Here is a 15363-nt window from a genome sequence, read left to right as displayed (position 1 = left end):
TCATCCCTGGACGATGGCGGCGGCGGACTCGCGGCTCGCGGTGAGGATGTCGGTGAAGTAGCCGGGTACGCGGGCGGAGCCGACGACCAGGGCACGGTCGAGCAGGGTGTTGCCGGTCTGGCAGCTGGTCTCCGGCAGCAGCGTGCAGGCATGGCAGGCGGCCCGGTTGAGGTTGCCAAAGCCCTGGCCGGTGTGCTCGGCACACAGCGGGTCGGCGGAACACCAGGCGGCCGCCTCCAACATGCGGATGAGCGTCTCGGCGAAGAGCGGTGCCTCGCCCTGTCGGACCAGACCGCCGAGGGTGCCTTCCGCGTCACCGGCGGCCGTGTAGATCAGCAGTCCGTGCTGGCCGTACTCGGGGCGGCCGTAGACGCGTTCGCGCAGGCTGGCGGTGGTGTAGCCGGAGTCGAAGGACAGCTGGCGGATGAGCAGGTGCGCGACGGTGTGCAGGAGCAGGAAGCGGGGCGAGAGTTCGCTGCCGGTCGTCTCGGCGAGCTGTTCGTCGCGGAACGACGCGTCGAGGTCCGTACAAACACACAGGACGTGGGCCTGCACGCGCGGGTCGTTCTCCCAGGCGCTGAGGCGCTGTTCGTCGAGGGTAAGAACGATGCCCTCGCCGTAGACCTCGGTCGCGGGGAGCCAGCGCAGACGGCCGGTGGTGTCGGCGGGGACGAGGGTGCCGCCCGGTGAGTGGCGGCGGAAGCCGGTCAGGGCACGGACCTCACGCAGGCGGTCGGCCAGGACGATGCCGCCGATGTGCGCGTCGAGGGTGGCCCAGGGTTCCTCCTTCTCGCCGTCGAGGCCGAGTCCGCCACGGCGGATGGCGAACTCCGTTGTCGCTTCCGGGAGTTGCACGGCGTCGAAGGCATACCACTCGTCGCGGCTCAGGTCGACCTTCCCGGACTTTCCGAACTCCTGCCGGTCGGGGGACGGCTGCGCGGGGGCACCTGTGGCCTCCGCGACGAGCTGGTCGATGAGACTGTCCGGGGCCTCGGTGTCCTCCTTGATCATGTCGCGGAGGTTGTCGGCCCTGGGCTTGCCGAGCGCTTTGAGCATGAGCGGCCAGTAGTCGTGGCCGAGGACGGCTTCGGCCAGGTTCCGCTCCGCGCGCGGGGCTTCGGCGGTCTGGGGGATGTCGAGGGCCGAGTAGACGACCGGGTAGTACACGTTTCCGGCGGTGCGCTGCACGTTGTGCACCTGGTGGCCGCAGGAAACCCTCGCGTCCCAGTGCTGCCAGGGGTTGCGGCCCGAGCAGCGTCCGGTCTGGGGACCGAGGACGTCGAGCAGGTCGCGCTCGGCGCCGCAGGGCTTGCCGCCCTCCCTGATCGCGTCGCAGCGCACCGAGAGCGCTTCGAGTCCGGAGGCACGGTCGGCGACGCGGAAGCTGAGCCGACGCGCCTTCCAGGCGTCCTTCGACTCGGAGCAGGAGTCCCGTAGTTCGGGCGCGAGCTTGGAGTGGGCCCAGTACCACCAGTCGACGTCGTCGAGGTGTCCGTCCGGGCAGATACGGACGAACCGCATCGGGGTGAGCCGGGGTGCCGCGGCGCAGGACGTGCAGACGGGCGGCTCGCCCGGCTTCTCGTGCTCACGCAGAAAGCGGACCATGGCCCGGCAGGAACCACAGAACAGCCAGCCGGGGAAGCGCACATAGGGGACGCCGGGACGATCGGTCTTGTCGTAGCGGTCGTTGAGGGTGTGGGGCGCGGCGTAGAAGCCCTTGACGCCGAGGCGGGTGGCGAGGCGTTCGGAGGGAACGGGGGTCTTGAGGTCCGGCCACCGCTCGATTCCGGCGGCGACGAACGACTCGCCCTGGACGTCGAGTACCGCGCCCACGCCGAACGGCAGCACGGTCTGCGCCTGACGGACCCGGAGTTTGCGCTTCACTTTCCTGCTCCCGTCACGGTGATCTGGCACTCGCGGTCCACGCTGCGCATCGAGTTGAGGGTCTCCCACAGGCCGTAGCGCTGCTCGAACACCTTGAGCAGGTTGTGCTGGCCCTTGCCCTGGCCGCGGTAGTAGAGATCCTTGCCCTCGGCTGCGGCGGCGCCGGCCTGCCGGTACCAGTCGTCCAGGAGGTAGCCGAGTTCGGCCCGTACATCGGCGCGTACGGTGTCGGCTCCCGCGGCTCCGTACTCGGCGGTCGCGGCACGCTCAGCCAGGGTGTCGGCGATCCGCCCCACCTCCTCCTTGTGGTCGGTGATGCGTCCGGCCCGGTTCTCGGCGGCCAGGCCGAGCCGGTGGCGGACCAGGATGACCAGCGCGGCGTGCAGGGCGCGGCGGCGGGCGGGCAGTGACCAGGGAGTGACGCTGGCGGGTTCGACGTAGCGGTAGAGCGCCCGGTGGTAGTCCATGAAGGTCTCGTAGTGGGACCGGTCGCGCGGGCGTGTGGCGTTGAAGTAGGTGACGACGAGTCCGGGCACCCGGTGACGGCCGACGCGGCTGGTGGCCTGGATGTACTCGGCGGTGGTCTTGGGCTGGCCCTGCATGAGCATGTACGCGAGCCGCTTCACGTCGACGCCGACGGAGAGCATGTTGGTGCACGGCAGGAACGACACCGACCGGGGGTCCGTCCAGGGCTGTTCGAGGCGGTCGAGGAGGACGGGCTGCTCGGCGCGCGGCAGGTTGCTGGTCAGCTCCTGTACGTCGCCGTCGCCGAGCGCGCGTACGCCGACGCCCTCGTCAAGACCCCGGAGCTGGGCGGGGATGTCGTCACCGGCCGCGGTGACGGTACGGCCGAGCTCGCGCAGGCTGTGGTGGTAGGCGACCAGGGTCCAGTAGGCGTCGCGGTGTTCCTCGGGGAGCTGGTGAACGCCCTGGAGCATGGCCGCGGTGGTGGCGACGGCGCCGCGGCCCGCGGTGTGGCCCTGTGCCATGACACCGAGGTAGAGACGGCCGGGGCTGCCGGTGTCGGGGACGGCGAAGAAGCTGTCGCGGGCGTCGAGTCCGGACGGCGGAAAGAGCTGGACGTCCTGGTGGTGCAGGGCGCGGACCTGTTCGGCGGAACGCCGGATGGTAGCCGTGGCGGCGACGATCTTGGGCGGGCGGCCGTCGGGGTCGGTGCAGAGCTCCAGGACGGCCGCCTCGTAGAGGCCGACCGTGGTGCCGAGCGGTCCGGTGAGCAGGTGCAGCTCGTCCTGGATGATCAGGGACGGGGGCCGGTGGCCGGTGCCCGCGCCGAAGAGGCGGCCGGAGTGGGGCTCCCAGGCGAGCCGGGCGAACTTGTCGACGGTGCCGAGGACGAACGTGGGCGGATCCTCGTAGAGGTGCTGGTCGACGACGGCGACGGGCAGGACGTCGTGGAAGGCGCACTCGTCGCGGGTGCAGTGGAAGGCGAACTCGTCGGCCGCGGCGCGGACTCCGTAGTCGGAGCGGACGCTGGACCAGGTGGGTGGCAGGATGCGGGTGCCACACCATGGGCAGCGATCGAGGATGAAGACGTCCTCGGGGTGGCTGGCCGCGCGCTGCTCGTCGAAGGCGACTTCGGCCGCCTCGAACTTGTTCGGGGTGGTGGTGTCACCGACCCACAGGCCGATGGTGATGGGTTCACCACCGAGGCCGAGTCCGGGTTCGGTGCGGCGGAGGTGCTCCAGGGCGCAGATCGTGGTGGCGGCGCGCTGGAACTGCTGGGTGGTGAGCAGGCTGAGCGTGTAGCGGCTGATCACGGTGGTCCCGCCGCCCTCGCCGCGGATCCGACGCAGGGCGATGGTGAAGGCTGCCAGGAGCAGGTAGGCCTCGGTCTTGCCGCCACCGGTGGGGAACCAGATCAGGTCGGTGGTGTCGCGGTCCTGGTGGCCGGGATCGGCGACGCCGTCGAGGGCGAGGAGGAAGAAGGCGAGTTGGAAAGGGCGCCAGGTGGCTCCGAGGTCGACGGGCGGGTCGAGGGCCACGGCATTGGAGCGGAGCCGTCTCTGCCCGGCCTGGTCGGGGGCGGAGTGCCGCATCTGCAGCAGCATGGCGCGCTGGGCGATGCGGAAGGCGTCGAGGAGTTCGGGGCGGTCGGGGTCGCACAAGGTGCGCACGCCGGCCTCGATGCGGGTGACGGCCTGGCGGACGCGGGCGAGGATCCGCTCGGCTGCCTCCCGTCCCCACTCCGGCACCTCGACCGAGCGCTGGCCCACGTACCAGGCGTGGTAGCTGGCGGCGAACTCGGCCAGCTCGTCCTGGAGTTGGTCCCTGCCGACGGCTGGGTCGGCCAGGTGGGAGATCGTGAGCGCGGGGGCGTCGAGCGGGCCGCCGGCCCGGACGGTGGGTACTTCGGCTCGGGGCAGAGCTTCACAGGTGAGGAGTTCGACACCACCGTGTGCGCCGCGGTCCTCGCGGACGGCGCAGCCGTGACCGACGGCGTGGGTGACGACATGCCGGTACTGGAGGCGCAGTTCACGTTCCTCGGGATCGCGGCTGGCGAGCCGCACACTGGGATACGGCAGCACGGCGCCGTCGGCGGGGCGGACGCTGAGCCGGCACTGGAACAGCATGTCGTCCCAGTCCGGCGCCTTGTCGTCGGCACCATCGTGATGCTTCTCGTTGATCAGGGCCACGGTGAGGAGGGTGCCCGCGCCGTAGGAGCGGCGGGTCAACCGGATCTCGGCGCGGCCTTCGAAGACGGGCACCTCCTCCCGGTCGGGGCCGATCGTGTGGGCCTCGGGCGGGAGGGGGATGCGCTGCCAGCGTCGGCCGCGCCCGGGCTCGTTGCGCTGCGTCTCGTAGCGGGCGGCGGCACAGCTGACCTCGACGTTCACGGCATCGGTGTAGAAGCTGATGCCGAGGGACGCGGGCAGCCAGCTGTTGGTCTCGGGCACGGGATCGGTGGCCGGGTTCACGTCGGGGGCGTCCTGCTCGGCACCAGGCGCCTCGGGGTCGTCGGCGGCGAGATCGAGCCGGCGTCGGCGGTCGGCCTGTTGCGGGTAGAGCGTGCCCATCAGGTACTGCCGGTCCGGCGGCGCGTCGAGCACCTCGCCGTCACCGCCGACTGGGCCGACGAGCTGGCGGGTGAGGTAGTCGACCAGCTCTTGGCGCGGGTCCATGTGCGGGGTCCTTCGGATCAGAGTCGGAGGTCGGAAGGGGGCGACAGCAGGGGCTCCGTCGGAGTCAGGTCATCGAGCGCGAGGCCGTCGCCGGCCAGCCCGTCCGGCGGGCTGTTTGATCCTGCGCGCTTCCTCCACTTCAGCGAAGGTGAGACCGCTGGCGTAGGCCACGTTGTCGACCGTCGTGGCGCGACCTTCAGCCGAGAGCTTGCGCTCGGCCTGGGCGACCTTCCTGACCTTTTCGCGGAGGTCCGAGGGAAGCCGGACCAGGGGGCCTTCGTCGGCGATGGCCCGGACGATGGCGTGTTGTATACACGAAGTCGCGTAGGTCGAGAACTTGTTGCCTCTGCCGGCGTCGAATCCGCGGACCGCACTCAGCAGTCCGATGCTTCCGTGCTGGACGAGGTCCTCAATGTCCAGTCCGCGTCCCCGGTGGCCCTGTGCGATCCTCCGCACGAGGTGCTGATTATGCAGAACAAGGCACTCGTAAGCGCGCCGTCGCTCGCTGTCGCGAGGCAGCGCCGAGATCTCGCTCTCCGGAACAGCACGCGCGAGGGGGCCGGTACCGCCACGGAGCAGAAGGGCGAGGCCGACTTCCTCGTCCGCCTTCAGCACCACTGTGGCCGCGTCCTGGCGCCACCGGTCTTCCTCCAGTACAGCTCGGGCGGCGCGAACGGCGTCGGCGAGTCCGACTTCCTCGGCAGAAGAAGCAACCAGGGCATTCGTCCGGCCGATCGGCGGCCTCACCGGTGCGGCCCGGAACGTCGGCGCCAGTGCGGGCGCGCCGGAGCGGACATCACGACGCTCCGCAGGTTCGACGTGCACGCGGAGTGTTCCAGGTCGAGTGATCGGGAAGTCGGCGGTCAGCTCGCGCGCTTCGTCTGGGCTCAGTCCGTGGAGTCGTACCACTCCATCGCGGGCGAGCCTGCTGACGGTGCCTTTGGCGTCGGTGTAGCGGGCCAGCATGCGCCGGGCCTGGGCCAGGCGTCTGGCTGCCTCGGTTGCGACGAGCCCTGGTTCAGCGGAGAGGGTCGGTGGGGCAGACACCTTTGCCGCCGGAGGCGCAGTCGGCACCTCAATATCGACGACAGGCGCGGGCCCATTCGCGGGCTTCACGTGAACGCCTGCGGCGGCCAGCTCACCACAGAGTCTTCGCCGCTGTTCATCGGTCCTCAACCCGAGCCGGTCCGCCTCCAGCACGAAGGCCCGTTGGCTGACCACGCCCGCACGAGACGCGCAGCCCTTCAGTCTTTCGATGACCGACGGCAACTCCGCCTCGATCGTGCGCCGTCTGGCCTCAGCCGTCGGCTCCCCACCCATAGTGCCCCCCACTTGAGCGTTTGAGCGCCCGGACTTCCGGCGAAGAGTCGGCCGGGCACAACCAGCACTGTAGAACCGACGCGTTTACACCGTCAACACAATCATTAATTTTGTTTACACTCGCGGTGGGTCGCTTGACGGCGTCAACAGGTAGGGTGGGGGCGTTGGCGCAGGCCTCGCGCATCCCGGAAGGTCACCCGTGTCCCAGCCCGAACTCCTCCCCGGCACTCCCGAGTTCTACATCAAGCTCCCCAAGGGCGGTGAGGCGCGCGGGCATCTGCTGGCCGAGTTCGGCGGCAACGGCACGCACAAGTTCCTGCTGCGGGAGGGTTCCCTGGTGGCCGCCGAGGCCTGGCCCGGGCTCGGCGACCACGCCCGCCGCAACCGCGCGGATCTGCGCGCGAGCGGCGGTCTCGTCGACGTGACTGCCGACCCCGGCCTGCCGAAGGACCAGCAACGGTGGAGGGCGGCCCGGGACATCGAGTGCAACTCCTCCTCGGCCGCCGCCGCGCTGGTGTACGGCTACGACGCCTCCGGCCCGGAGTCCTGGCGCACCGCGGAAGGCCATCCGCTCGCCGACTATCTCTCCACCGGCTGGCGTGCCCCGCGCAAGGCATGGCTGGTGCGCGGCTCCAACGTCTCCGGGCACAACCTGGTGCGGCAGTTGTGGCTGGCGGAGGGCGTCGTCTCGCTCGCGGGCGCGCACCTGCCGCCCATGGAGGAGACCGACCCGACCAAGAGCGCGCTGCGCCGCTTCGTCGAGGACGGATACGAGGGGGCGGCTTCGTACAACCAGAAGCGGGGCCTGGTCGACGAGTTGCACGCCTTTCTGACGCAGATGCGCCTCGGTGACGTCGTGGCCACCATCAGCGACGGTCTCCTCCACATCGGGCACATCACCGGCGAGGCCGTACAGACCGCGTCGCCGGACGGGCTGTCCAATCTGCGGCGGACGGCCGCCTGGCGGTCGGGCAGCCACCCGTACGAGGAACTGCCGGAGGAGCTGCAACAGAAGCTGTCCGTCCAGCACGACGTGGTCGATCTGACCGCCGTTCTGGACGCGTTGGACGAGCTCATGGGGCTGGCGGACCACACGGCCCCCGTGGCGAGCGGGGAACTGACCTTGCCGGACATCACCGACGCCCTCGCCGCCGAACTCCTCGTCCACGACCGTGCGTGGCTGGAGGAAATGCGGGAACTGCTCATCGACGAAAGGCAGTTGGTGCTCTACGGCCCTCCGGGCACCGGCAAGACGTACCTGGCGATGAAGCTGGCCGAGTACCTCGGCGGCGGCCCGGAACAGGTCAAGATCGTGCAGTTCCATCCCTCGTACGCCTATGAGGACTTCTTCGAGGGGTTCCGGCCCGTGGAGGATCCCGAGACGCGGGAGGTGGCCTTTCGGCTGACGGCCGGCCCGCTCCGGGAGCTCGCCGATCTCGCCTCCCGCGAGGGCAACCGGCACATCCCGCACTTCCTGATCATCGACGAGATCAACCGCGCCAATCTGGCGAAGGTCTTCGGCGAGCTGTACTTCCTCCTGGAGTACCGGACGAAGTCGGTCCGACTCACCTACTCCGGGGACGACTTCGCGCTGCCGCCCAACCTCTTCGTGATCGGCACGATGAACACGGCCGACCGGTCGATCGCCCTCGTGGACGCGGCCATGCGGCGCCGCTTCGCGTTCGTGGAGCTTTCCCCGCGCACCGAACCGACCGCCGGGCTGCTCGCCCGCTGGCTGAAGCGCGAGGGCAAGGACCTGGAGCCCGCCCGGCTGCTCGACGCCCTCAACGCCCGTATCGACGGGGCCGACTTCGCCATCGGACCGTCGTACCTGATGAAGCCGGGCGTGTACCGCGACGGCGGCCTCGAACGGACGTGGCGCACGAAGATCCTGCCGCTGCTGGAGGAGCACCACTACGGCGAGGGCCTCGACGTCGCCGCCCACTACGGCCTCGACGCCCTGCGCGAGCAGCGTCCGTGACCCTGCCCCTGCCCCTGCCCGAGGTGTCGCTGCGCGAGTACGGACCCGCCGTCTCCGTCGCACTGGACACCGAGGCCGGGCGCGCTCTGGCCGCCTCCGGGATCCTGCAGAGCGCGACCCCCGACCCCGGCTGTGGCGGGCACTGGCTGCTGCGGGCGGGCAGCCGCGTCGGCGCGGTGCGCACGGCCGGCGGTCAGGTCGTACGGATCATGCCCAAGACCCCGGTGAGCCGGTTGTTCTTCCTCCTCGGGTTCAGCCTCGACCCGGCCCGCGCCTGGCGCGACAGCGGCGAGGGCACCGTGGACACCGGCGCCTACGACGATGTCGTGCCCGCCCTCGCGCATGCCGTGGAGCGGCAGATCGACGGGGCCCTCCGGCAGGGTGTCCTCCAGGGCTACCGGGAGGTCGAGGAGACCGCGCTGGTCGTGCGCGGAAGGCTGCGTGAGGCCGAGCAGATCCGGCGCCACTTCGGCCGTACGCCGCCCGTGGAGATCGCCTACGACGCGTACACCGCCGACACCGCCGAGAACCGCATCCTGCGCGCCGCCACCGAGCGGTTGCTGCGGCTGCCGGGCGTTCCCGGTCCTGTCCGGCGGCGTTTGGCTCATCAGCGGGTACGACTGGCCGACGCGCTGCCGTTGATACGGGGGCAGGCGCTGCCGCGATGGTTGCCGTCGCGACTCAACTCCCGTTACCAGCCCGCGCTTCGGCTCGCGGAGGCCGTCCTGCGCGGTACCTCGCCGGAGCACCGGTCGCCCGGGGCCGACCCGCTCGCCGTGGACGGTTTCCTGCTCGACATGAACAAGTTGTTCGAGGACTTCGTGACCGTCGGCCTGCGCGAGGCGCTCAAGGAGCACGGTCTGACCGCGCGTCTCCAGGATCCCCATCACCTCGACCTCGCGGGTCGGGTGGGCATGCGCCCCGACCTGGTCGTCCGCACCGGTGACGGCCGTACCCCGGTCGCCGTCGTCGACGCCAAGTACAAGGTCGAGAAGGCCGACGGGCTCCTCAACGCGGACCTGTACCAGGCCCTCGCGTACGCCACGGTGCTCGGTCTGCGCGAGGCGCACCTGGTGTACGCGGCCGGACGTCAGCCCTTGCGCCACCACGAGGTGCGCGGAGCGGCCGTGCGGCTTTATCAGCACAGCCTCGATCTCTCCCGCGAACCGGAACAACTCCTCACCGCTTTCCGGGAGATCGCCGCACACCTGGCGTCCGGAAGAAGGGAAGTGACCTGATGCCTCGGCTCGCCTTCGCCCAGAGTTTCTGGGACGGCTACGACGCCCTGGAGAAGCCGGTCCGGGCCGGAGTACGCAAGGCCATGGCGAAGTTCCAGGCCATGAGCACGGCCGAACTCAACGCGGACAAGGGGCTGCACCTGGAGTCCGTCCACAACGCCCGTGACCCGCGGATGCGGACCATCCGCATCACCGACTTCTGGCGCGGTGTCGTCCTCGCCCCCGACGACGGCAGCGACATGTTCCTCCTGGTCAATGTCCTGCCGCACGACGACGCCTACACCTGGGCCGCGAAGCGCCTGTACAGCGCGAACTCCGCGACGCGGGCCCTGGAAGTGCGCAACGCCGTCGCCCTGGACGAGCTGACACCGCTGTACGAGACAGCCGCGCGCACGGCTCCCCGGCTGCTGTTCGCGGACGTCTCCGACGGCACGCTGCGCGATCTCGGCATCGACGACCAGGTCCTGCGCGCCGCACGATCGCTGGTGGACAAGGCCCAGCTGGAGGCTTTCGCCACGCTGTTGCCGGAGGATCAGCTGGAGGTGCTCCAGTACCTCGCTGAGGGCTTCAGCCCGGAAGAGGTCTACCGGGACGTCGTGGCCGTACGCCGCCCCGCCGACGCGCCCGCCGAACCGGTCGAGGACCTGGCCACGGTGATCACCAACACCTCCGCTCGCATCCGGCTGGTCACCGGACCGCGGGAGTTGGAGGAGATGCTGGCGAAGCCGTTCGCGGCCTGGCGCGTCTTCCTGCACCCCTCCCAGCGGCGCGTCGCCTACCGCACGTCGTACGGCGGCCCCGTCCAGGTCACCGGGGGCCCCGGCACGGGCAAGACGGTGGCCGCGCTGCACCGGGTCAAGCATCTGCTCGGCCGCTCCGAGGACGGCCGCATCCTGCTCACCACGTACACGAACGCGCTCGCCGCCGGACTGCGCGAGATGCTCGGCCTGCTCCTCGACGAGGACGAGAAGCTGCTGGCACGGGTAGATGTGACGACGGTCGACGCCTGTGCCAACGGCGTCGTGCGTACCCACTCGGCGACCGCGCCCAAGCCGATCGGGGACCGGGAGCAGCGGCAGTTGTGGGAGAAGGTGGTCAAGCAGCTGGATCTGCCGTTCACCGCCCGGTTCCTGGCCCAGGAGTACCGGCATGTCGTCCTCGGCCAGAACCTCCGGGATGTCGACGCCTACCTCGCCGCGAGCCGCCGCGGCCGCGGCACCGGTCTCGGGGCCGCGCGCCGCCGGGAGGTGTGGAGGGGCGTGGAGCGGTTCGAGCAGTTCCTGCGCGAGCGCGGCGAGACCACGCACCTGGGCATCTGCGCCCGTGCCGCGGAACTCCTCGCCGACGGGCCGGCTCCGTACGCCCATGTCGTCGTGGACGAGGCACAGGACCTGCACCCCGCGCAGTGGTGCGTGCTGCGTGCCGCCGTCTCCCCCGGCGCCGACGACCTGTTCATCACCGGTGACCCGCATCAGCGGATCTACGACTCCCGGGTGTCGCTGGGCTCGCTGGGCATCACCACGTCCGGTCGCAGTTTCCGGTTGCGCGTCAACTACCGCTCCACGGAAGAGATCCTGGCCTGGTCGGCCCGCCTCCTCGCGCCCGTCACCGTCGACGCGCTCGAGGGTGAGGGGACGGACTCGCTGGCCGGGTACCGCTCGCTGCTCCACGGCGGCCGCCCCCGGGTGCGGGGGTACGCCACCCGGCAGGAGGAGACGGAGGCGCTGGTGGAGCGGGTGCGTGCCCTGATCGCCGAGGGTTTCGCGGCGCACGAGATCGGTGTGTGCGCGCGCTTCAACCTCGCCCTGGACGCGGCCGAGGAGAAGCTGAAGGCTGCGGGGATTCCGGTGCTACGGGTCAAAGGGCAGGTCACGCAAGGGGCCGAGGGCGTGCGGCTGGCGACGATGCACGCGATGAAGGGGCTGGAGTTCCGGGCGGTGTCGGTGCTCGGTGTCGCCGAGGGCACCGTCCCGTTCGCCCGTGAGATCACCCCGCGTGAGGCGGACCCGCTCCAGCATGACGCCGACCTGCTCCGAGAGCGCTGTCTGCTCTTCGTCGCCTGCACACGCGCTCGCGAAACCCTGAAGGTGACGTGGAGCGGGACCGTGAGCCCCTTTCTCCCGCCCGTCGACTGACCGAACCGGCTCATTCCTCCGGTGCCAGGGCGCCCGTGGCCAGACCGTCACGGGCCACCTCGGCGAGCTGTCGGCTCAGCTCGTCGACCTTGCGCATGCCCTCCTCGAACGCGGACAGGGCACGGAAGGCAGCGCCGTACCGACGCTGCTCGTCGATGCCCATACGGGGGATACGTGAGCCCCTGCCGTCGAAGCGGTAGGTCCCGCTCGTGCTCGTGGACCTGCGGGCGTTGGCCAAGCTGCGCAGGAACCCCTGCAGATAGTCCGTGTCGAGCTGCTCGCTGGCCGAGACGGGCTCCGGACCCTCGTACGCCACGAGCCCGGCGCGGGCCAGATCCGCGACGCTGGTGGTGGCGCCGTCCAGCGAGCCCGGCCCGCCGCCCGTCGCGAGTTCGGGCAGAAGGGCGGCGAGTCGACGGATCTGGTCCTCCAACTCCTTGCGCAGGGCGACGTATTCAGCGGGGTAGTCGCGGTGCCGGGAACGGAGATGGCTCCCGGGCGTCAGGTCGACGGTGTCGTCGAGGAGTTCGATCAGCGGCACTTCGGCAATCTGGTCGGGGCGTGGCTCCAGATCCCCGTCGGGCGGGTTCTCCGTCAGGTCGACCATGCTGACGGTGTGGTGCGTGTCCGCCCCTTCCGTGCTCTCGGGCCGCTGGAGACACCACAGGTGCACAGGCAGGGCGTGCGAGGTCGCCGTCCCCGGCGGCAGGGCGATCACCCGGCGCACGATGCCCCGGCGGACGAGTTCCGACCGGATGCGGCGGCCGGCCTTGCGGTAGGCGACCGAGGCCGGCATCACCATAAGGACGTGGCCGCCGGGCGCGGTGTGGGAGTAGGCGTGCTGGAGCCAGGCGAGCTCGCCCTCTGCTTTGGACGGGGTACCGAGGTCCCAGCGGGAGTCGAGCAGCAACTCCTCCCGCCCCCACTCGGTCACACCGGCCGGAGGGTCACAGACGACCAGATCCGCCTTGAGGTCCGGCCATACGTCCGCACGCAGTGAATCGCCTGCCACGACGCGCACGCCGGAGCGGCCCAGGAGGTCAGCGCGGAGCTGTGCGAAGAGAGCGCTGTCGTCATCCACCTCTTGGCCGTAGCAACGCGTCCCGGCGTCGGAGGCGACAGACAGGAGGAGTACCCCGATTCCGCAGGCAGGGTCGAAGACCGTCGCGTCGGCAAGCAGTTCGGGGGCGAAGTGGCGGACGGCACGCACCACGCGCTCAGGGGTCACCTGGTCTGACCCGGCCCGCCGAGCGGAGTCCATAAACCGGTCAGTAAGTCCGTTCATGAGGTCGACGGACGATCCGGTTCGGGCGAGCGCCCGTACGCGGGTGGCGACGTCGTCCGGCAGCCCCGGTCCGGTCTGCCCGGTCAGGGCCGCGGCGACCTGCGCCAGACCCGAGACCATCTGTTCCCCGTACGCGGCCCGCATGGCCTGCCACAACTCGACCTCGGGCGACACCTCCTGGCCCTTGCGCTGCCGGTCCAGCCATTCCTGGACCTCGGTGAGCGCGTACAGCGGACTGTTCGCGGCCCCTCCGGCCGGCGCGGGGAAGTCGTCGTAGCGCCGACGCCAGTTGGAGACAGCGGCCCGGGTGACTCCGGCCAGCCGGGCGATCTCGGCGCCGGTGACCAGAGGGCCGACCGATGGAGCGGCGTTGTCCGTCATAGCCCTAGCGTACACGGACCCCCAATTCCATTCCAGCGCGAACTACGTTGACAACGTACACAGCTAAATGCTTGTCTATTGCGTGTACACGTTCCTCCTGCCCCACGGAGCCTCGCCATGCCCTCGCACACCGAAGTACGCACCGTTTACCGGCTGTCTGGCGTCGCCCCCACCACCGAAGCCATGCTGGACGCCCTTGACGCCGCCCTCATGGACAGCCTCGGTGCGGATCCACATTTACCGGAGGCACTCGGGGTCCCGGCTGTGTACATCACGTGCGGGATGGAACGCACCGAGGCCCCGTGGTGCGAGCCCATGTCACGCACCACAGGCATCGTGGTCAACGAGAGCGTCCGCCGCACCGCAGCCGTGCTGCTGCTCGCAGTCGACGGCGTGGTGTACGCCATCGGCTGCGACCAGGGGTACCGGTTGATCCCCGAACCCCTCAAGGACAAGCGTTTCGGACTCTCGTTCGCCATCCGGCAGATGGACCCGAACTTGATCCGCGGAGCCGTGTCGAGATCTCTCGGCCAAGCACGCACGGACATCTCCCTGGTTCCGGGCGGGGCCTCGGTCCCACTGCTGGGTATCCGCGACCACTCGCGCATCGTGCGCAGCCTGGGCGGATACCTCGACAACCTGCCGCTCACCCGGTCGCGGTACAGCCTCGGCAAAGCCGTGAGCGCCCAAGGCGGGTGCGGGCTGCGGATCGCCCTCGGAATCGAACCCGAGGCCCTGCTCTCCGACCTGCGGACCATCGCCAGGATCTGCCGCGAGGACATCCCGCACCCGGAGCTGGAGTTCGTCGACCACCTCGTCCCGGTCAGCGACCCGACGACCCTCGACACCCTCCACGAAACCCTGGACGACCGTCTCGGCCGGCCCGCCGACGAAAGCTTCTCCGTCTGTGTCCCCTCCGAACATCACACGGCATACGCGGAGGCCACCACGTACATGACCCAGATCAACAGCGACAACGGAGCCCTGCTCTCGGACGACTTCGACCTCGGATACGTGCTCACCCGGGCCCGGCTCGCACCGCCCGGCCGGCGCCTGAAGGCACTGCGCGAAGGAACGGTGACCCTGGCCAGGGGCCGCCGGAGGGGGACCGCCGACACGCTCGCCGTCACCAGCGCGCTGACCTGGCTGGAGACCGGTGTGTCCTTCGGCTCCAGACGGTTCTTCCTGATGGACGGCGAGTGGTACGAGGCCGGGGCCTCCTATGTCGAGGAGTGCCAGGCCGCGGTGCGGGCGCTGTTCTCTCCTCTGCCTTCCGTCTCCCTCCCCTCCTGGGAGGACGGCGAGTCGGAGAACGCCTACAACAACAGAGTGGCCGACGAGTACAACAACGCGGTGGCTGACGGCCAGCCCCGCTGGCTCTGCCTCGACACCAAGAACGTCGCCAACCCCCTTCTGCCCAGGGACCAGGTAGAGGTCTGCGACCTGCTCACGCCGGACGACACCCTGGTCCTCGTCAAGCGGGCAGGCGGCTCCGGTCCGCTGAGCCACCTGTTCAGCCAGGCCAGGGTCGCGGTGGAACTGCTCCAGGAGTCCGCCCGGGTCCGCAGCGAATTCTCCGCCAAGGTGGCCCGGCTGAGTCGAGGCGCACGCATGCTTCCTGATGACTACACGCCCAAGCGCATCGTCCTTGCGATGCTCCTCAAGAACCGCACGAGCCTGACCCCGGACTCCGTCTTCGGCTTCTCCCAGATCACCATCGCGCAGACGGCGAAGGCGCTGGCGGCACGAGGGGTGACTGTCGAGGTCATCGGCATCCCTGAAGGCGGCAGCGACGCACTCTCGCGGCCTTGGTGCGAGGTGGACGCCACTGCAGCGGGATGACGGCCACCGTCGTCTGTTGCCAGCTGCCGTGGAGCAGCGCACTTCGACTGTTTCGCCTCCCTGCTGCCCAAAGCCGAAACGGCGGCCGTCGGAAGTACCGGTTCCGTGGGACGTTTCTGGGACTTCCGACTGCATCAACAGGCACGAGCGTGAGACA

The 15363-nt window shown here is 70.1% G+C and carries 8 protein-coding genes; 4 read left to right on the top strand and 4 right to left on the bottom strand.

Features of this window, described 5'->3' with window-relative positions; genetic code table 11:
- The 3 genes from drmB to QF032_RS29595 form a co-directional block, all read right to left on the bottom strand.
- Nucleotides 1-1884, bottom strand: a complete 1884-nt coding sequence (drmB, locus tag QF032_RS29605) for a DUF1998 domain-containing protein (RefSeq protein ID WP_307058133.1) — start codon at nt 1882-1884, stop codon at nt 1-3.
- The gene (locus QF032_RS29600) at nt 1881-5024 is read right to left on the bottom strand and encodes a helicase-related protein (protein ID WP_307058130.1); all 3144 of its coding nucleotides are present in this window, start codon (nt 5022-5024) and stop codon (nt 1881-1883) included. The genes drmB and QF032_RS29600 overlap by 4 nt, the downstream gene beginning before the upstream one ends.
- A 69-nt stretch (nt 5025-5093) precedes the next feature.
- Complete coding sequence (locus QF032_RS29595; protein ID WP_307058128.1) at nt 5094-6344, bottom strand: sigma-70 family RNA polymerase sigma factor; 1251 nt, start codon at nt 6342-6344, stop codon at nt 5094-5096.
- Nucleotides 6345-6543: 199 nt separating this feature from the next.
- Here QF032_RS29595 and QF032_RS29590 point away from each other — a divergent pair, with 199 nt between their 5' ends.
- Genes QF032_RS29590 through QF032_RS29580 form a run of 3 tightly spaced genes read left to right on the top strand, consistent with a single transcriptional unit; the run spans nt 6544 to nt 11698 of the window.
- Nucleotides 6544-8325 (top strand): AAA family ATPase, encoded by a 1782-nt coding sequence (locus QF032_RS29590; RefSeq protein WP_307058126.1) that lies wholly within the window; start codon nt 6544-6546, stop codon nt 8323-8325.
- The gene (locus QF032_RS29585) at nt 8322-9563 is read left to right on the top strand and encodes an McrC family protein (protein WP_307058124.1); all 1242 of its coding nucleotides are present in this window, start codon (nt 8322-8324) and stop codon (nt 9561-9563) included. The genes QF032_RS29590 and QF032_RS29585 overlap by 4 nt, the downstream gene beginning before the upstream one ends.
- Nucleotides 9563-11698: a UvrD-helicase domain-containing protein gene (locus QF032_RS29580; RefSeq protein ID WP_307058122.1), complete on the top strand. Its 2136-nt coding sequence runs from the start codon at nt 9563-9565 to the stop codon at nt 11696-11698. Before QF032_RS29585 ends, QF032_RS29580 begins: the two co-directional genes overlap by 1 nt.
- Before the next feature lie 10 nt (nt 11699-11708).
- On the opposite strand, the gene QF032_RS29575 is transcribed toward QF032_RS29580, so the two are convergent.
- Nucleotides 11709-13364, bottom strand: a complete 1656-nt coding sequence (locus QF032_RS29575; protein ID WP_307058120.1) for an N-6 DNA methylase — start codon at nt 13362-13364, stop codon at nt 11709-11711.
- Nucleotides 13365-13481: 117 nt separating this feature from the next.
- On the opposite strand from QF032_RS29575, the gene QF032_RS29570 reads away from it, so the two are divergent.
- Complete coding sequence (locus QF032_RS29570; RefSeq protein ID WP_307058118.1) at nt 13482-15206, top strand: TIGR04141 family sporadically distributed protein; 1725 nt, start codon at nt 13482-13484, stop codon at nt 15204-15206.
- Nucleotides 15207-15363: the final 157 nt, after the last annotated feature.

The organism is Streptomyces achromogenes, from assembly GCF_030816715.1.
Lineage (GTDB): Bacteria > Actinomycetota > Actinomycetes > Streptomycetales > Streptomycetaceae > Streptomyces > Streptomyces achromogenes_A.
This window is presented reverse-complemented; position numbering and strand designations above follow the sequence as displayed.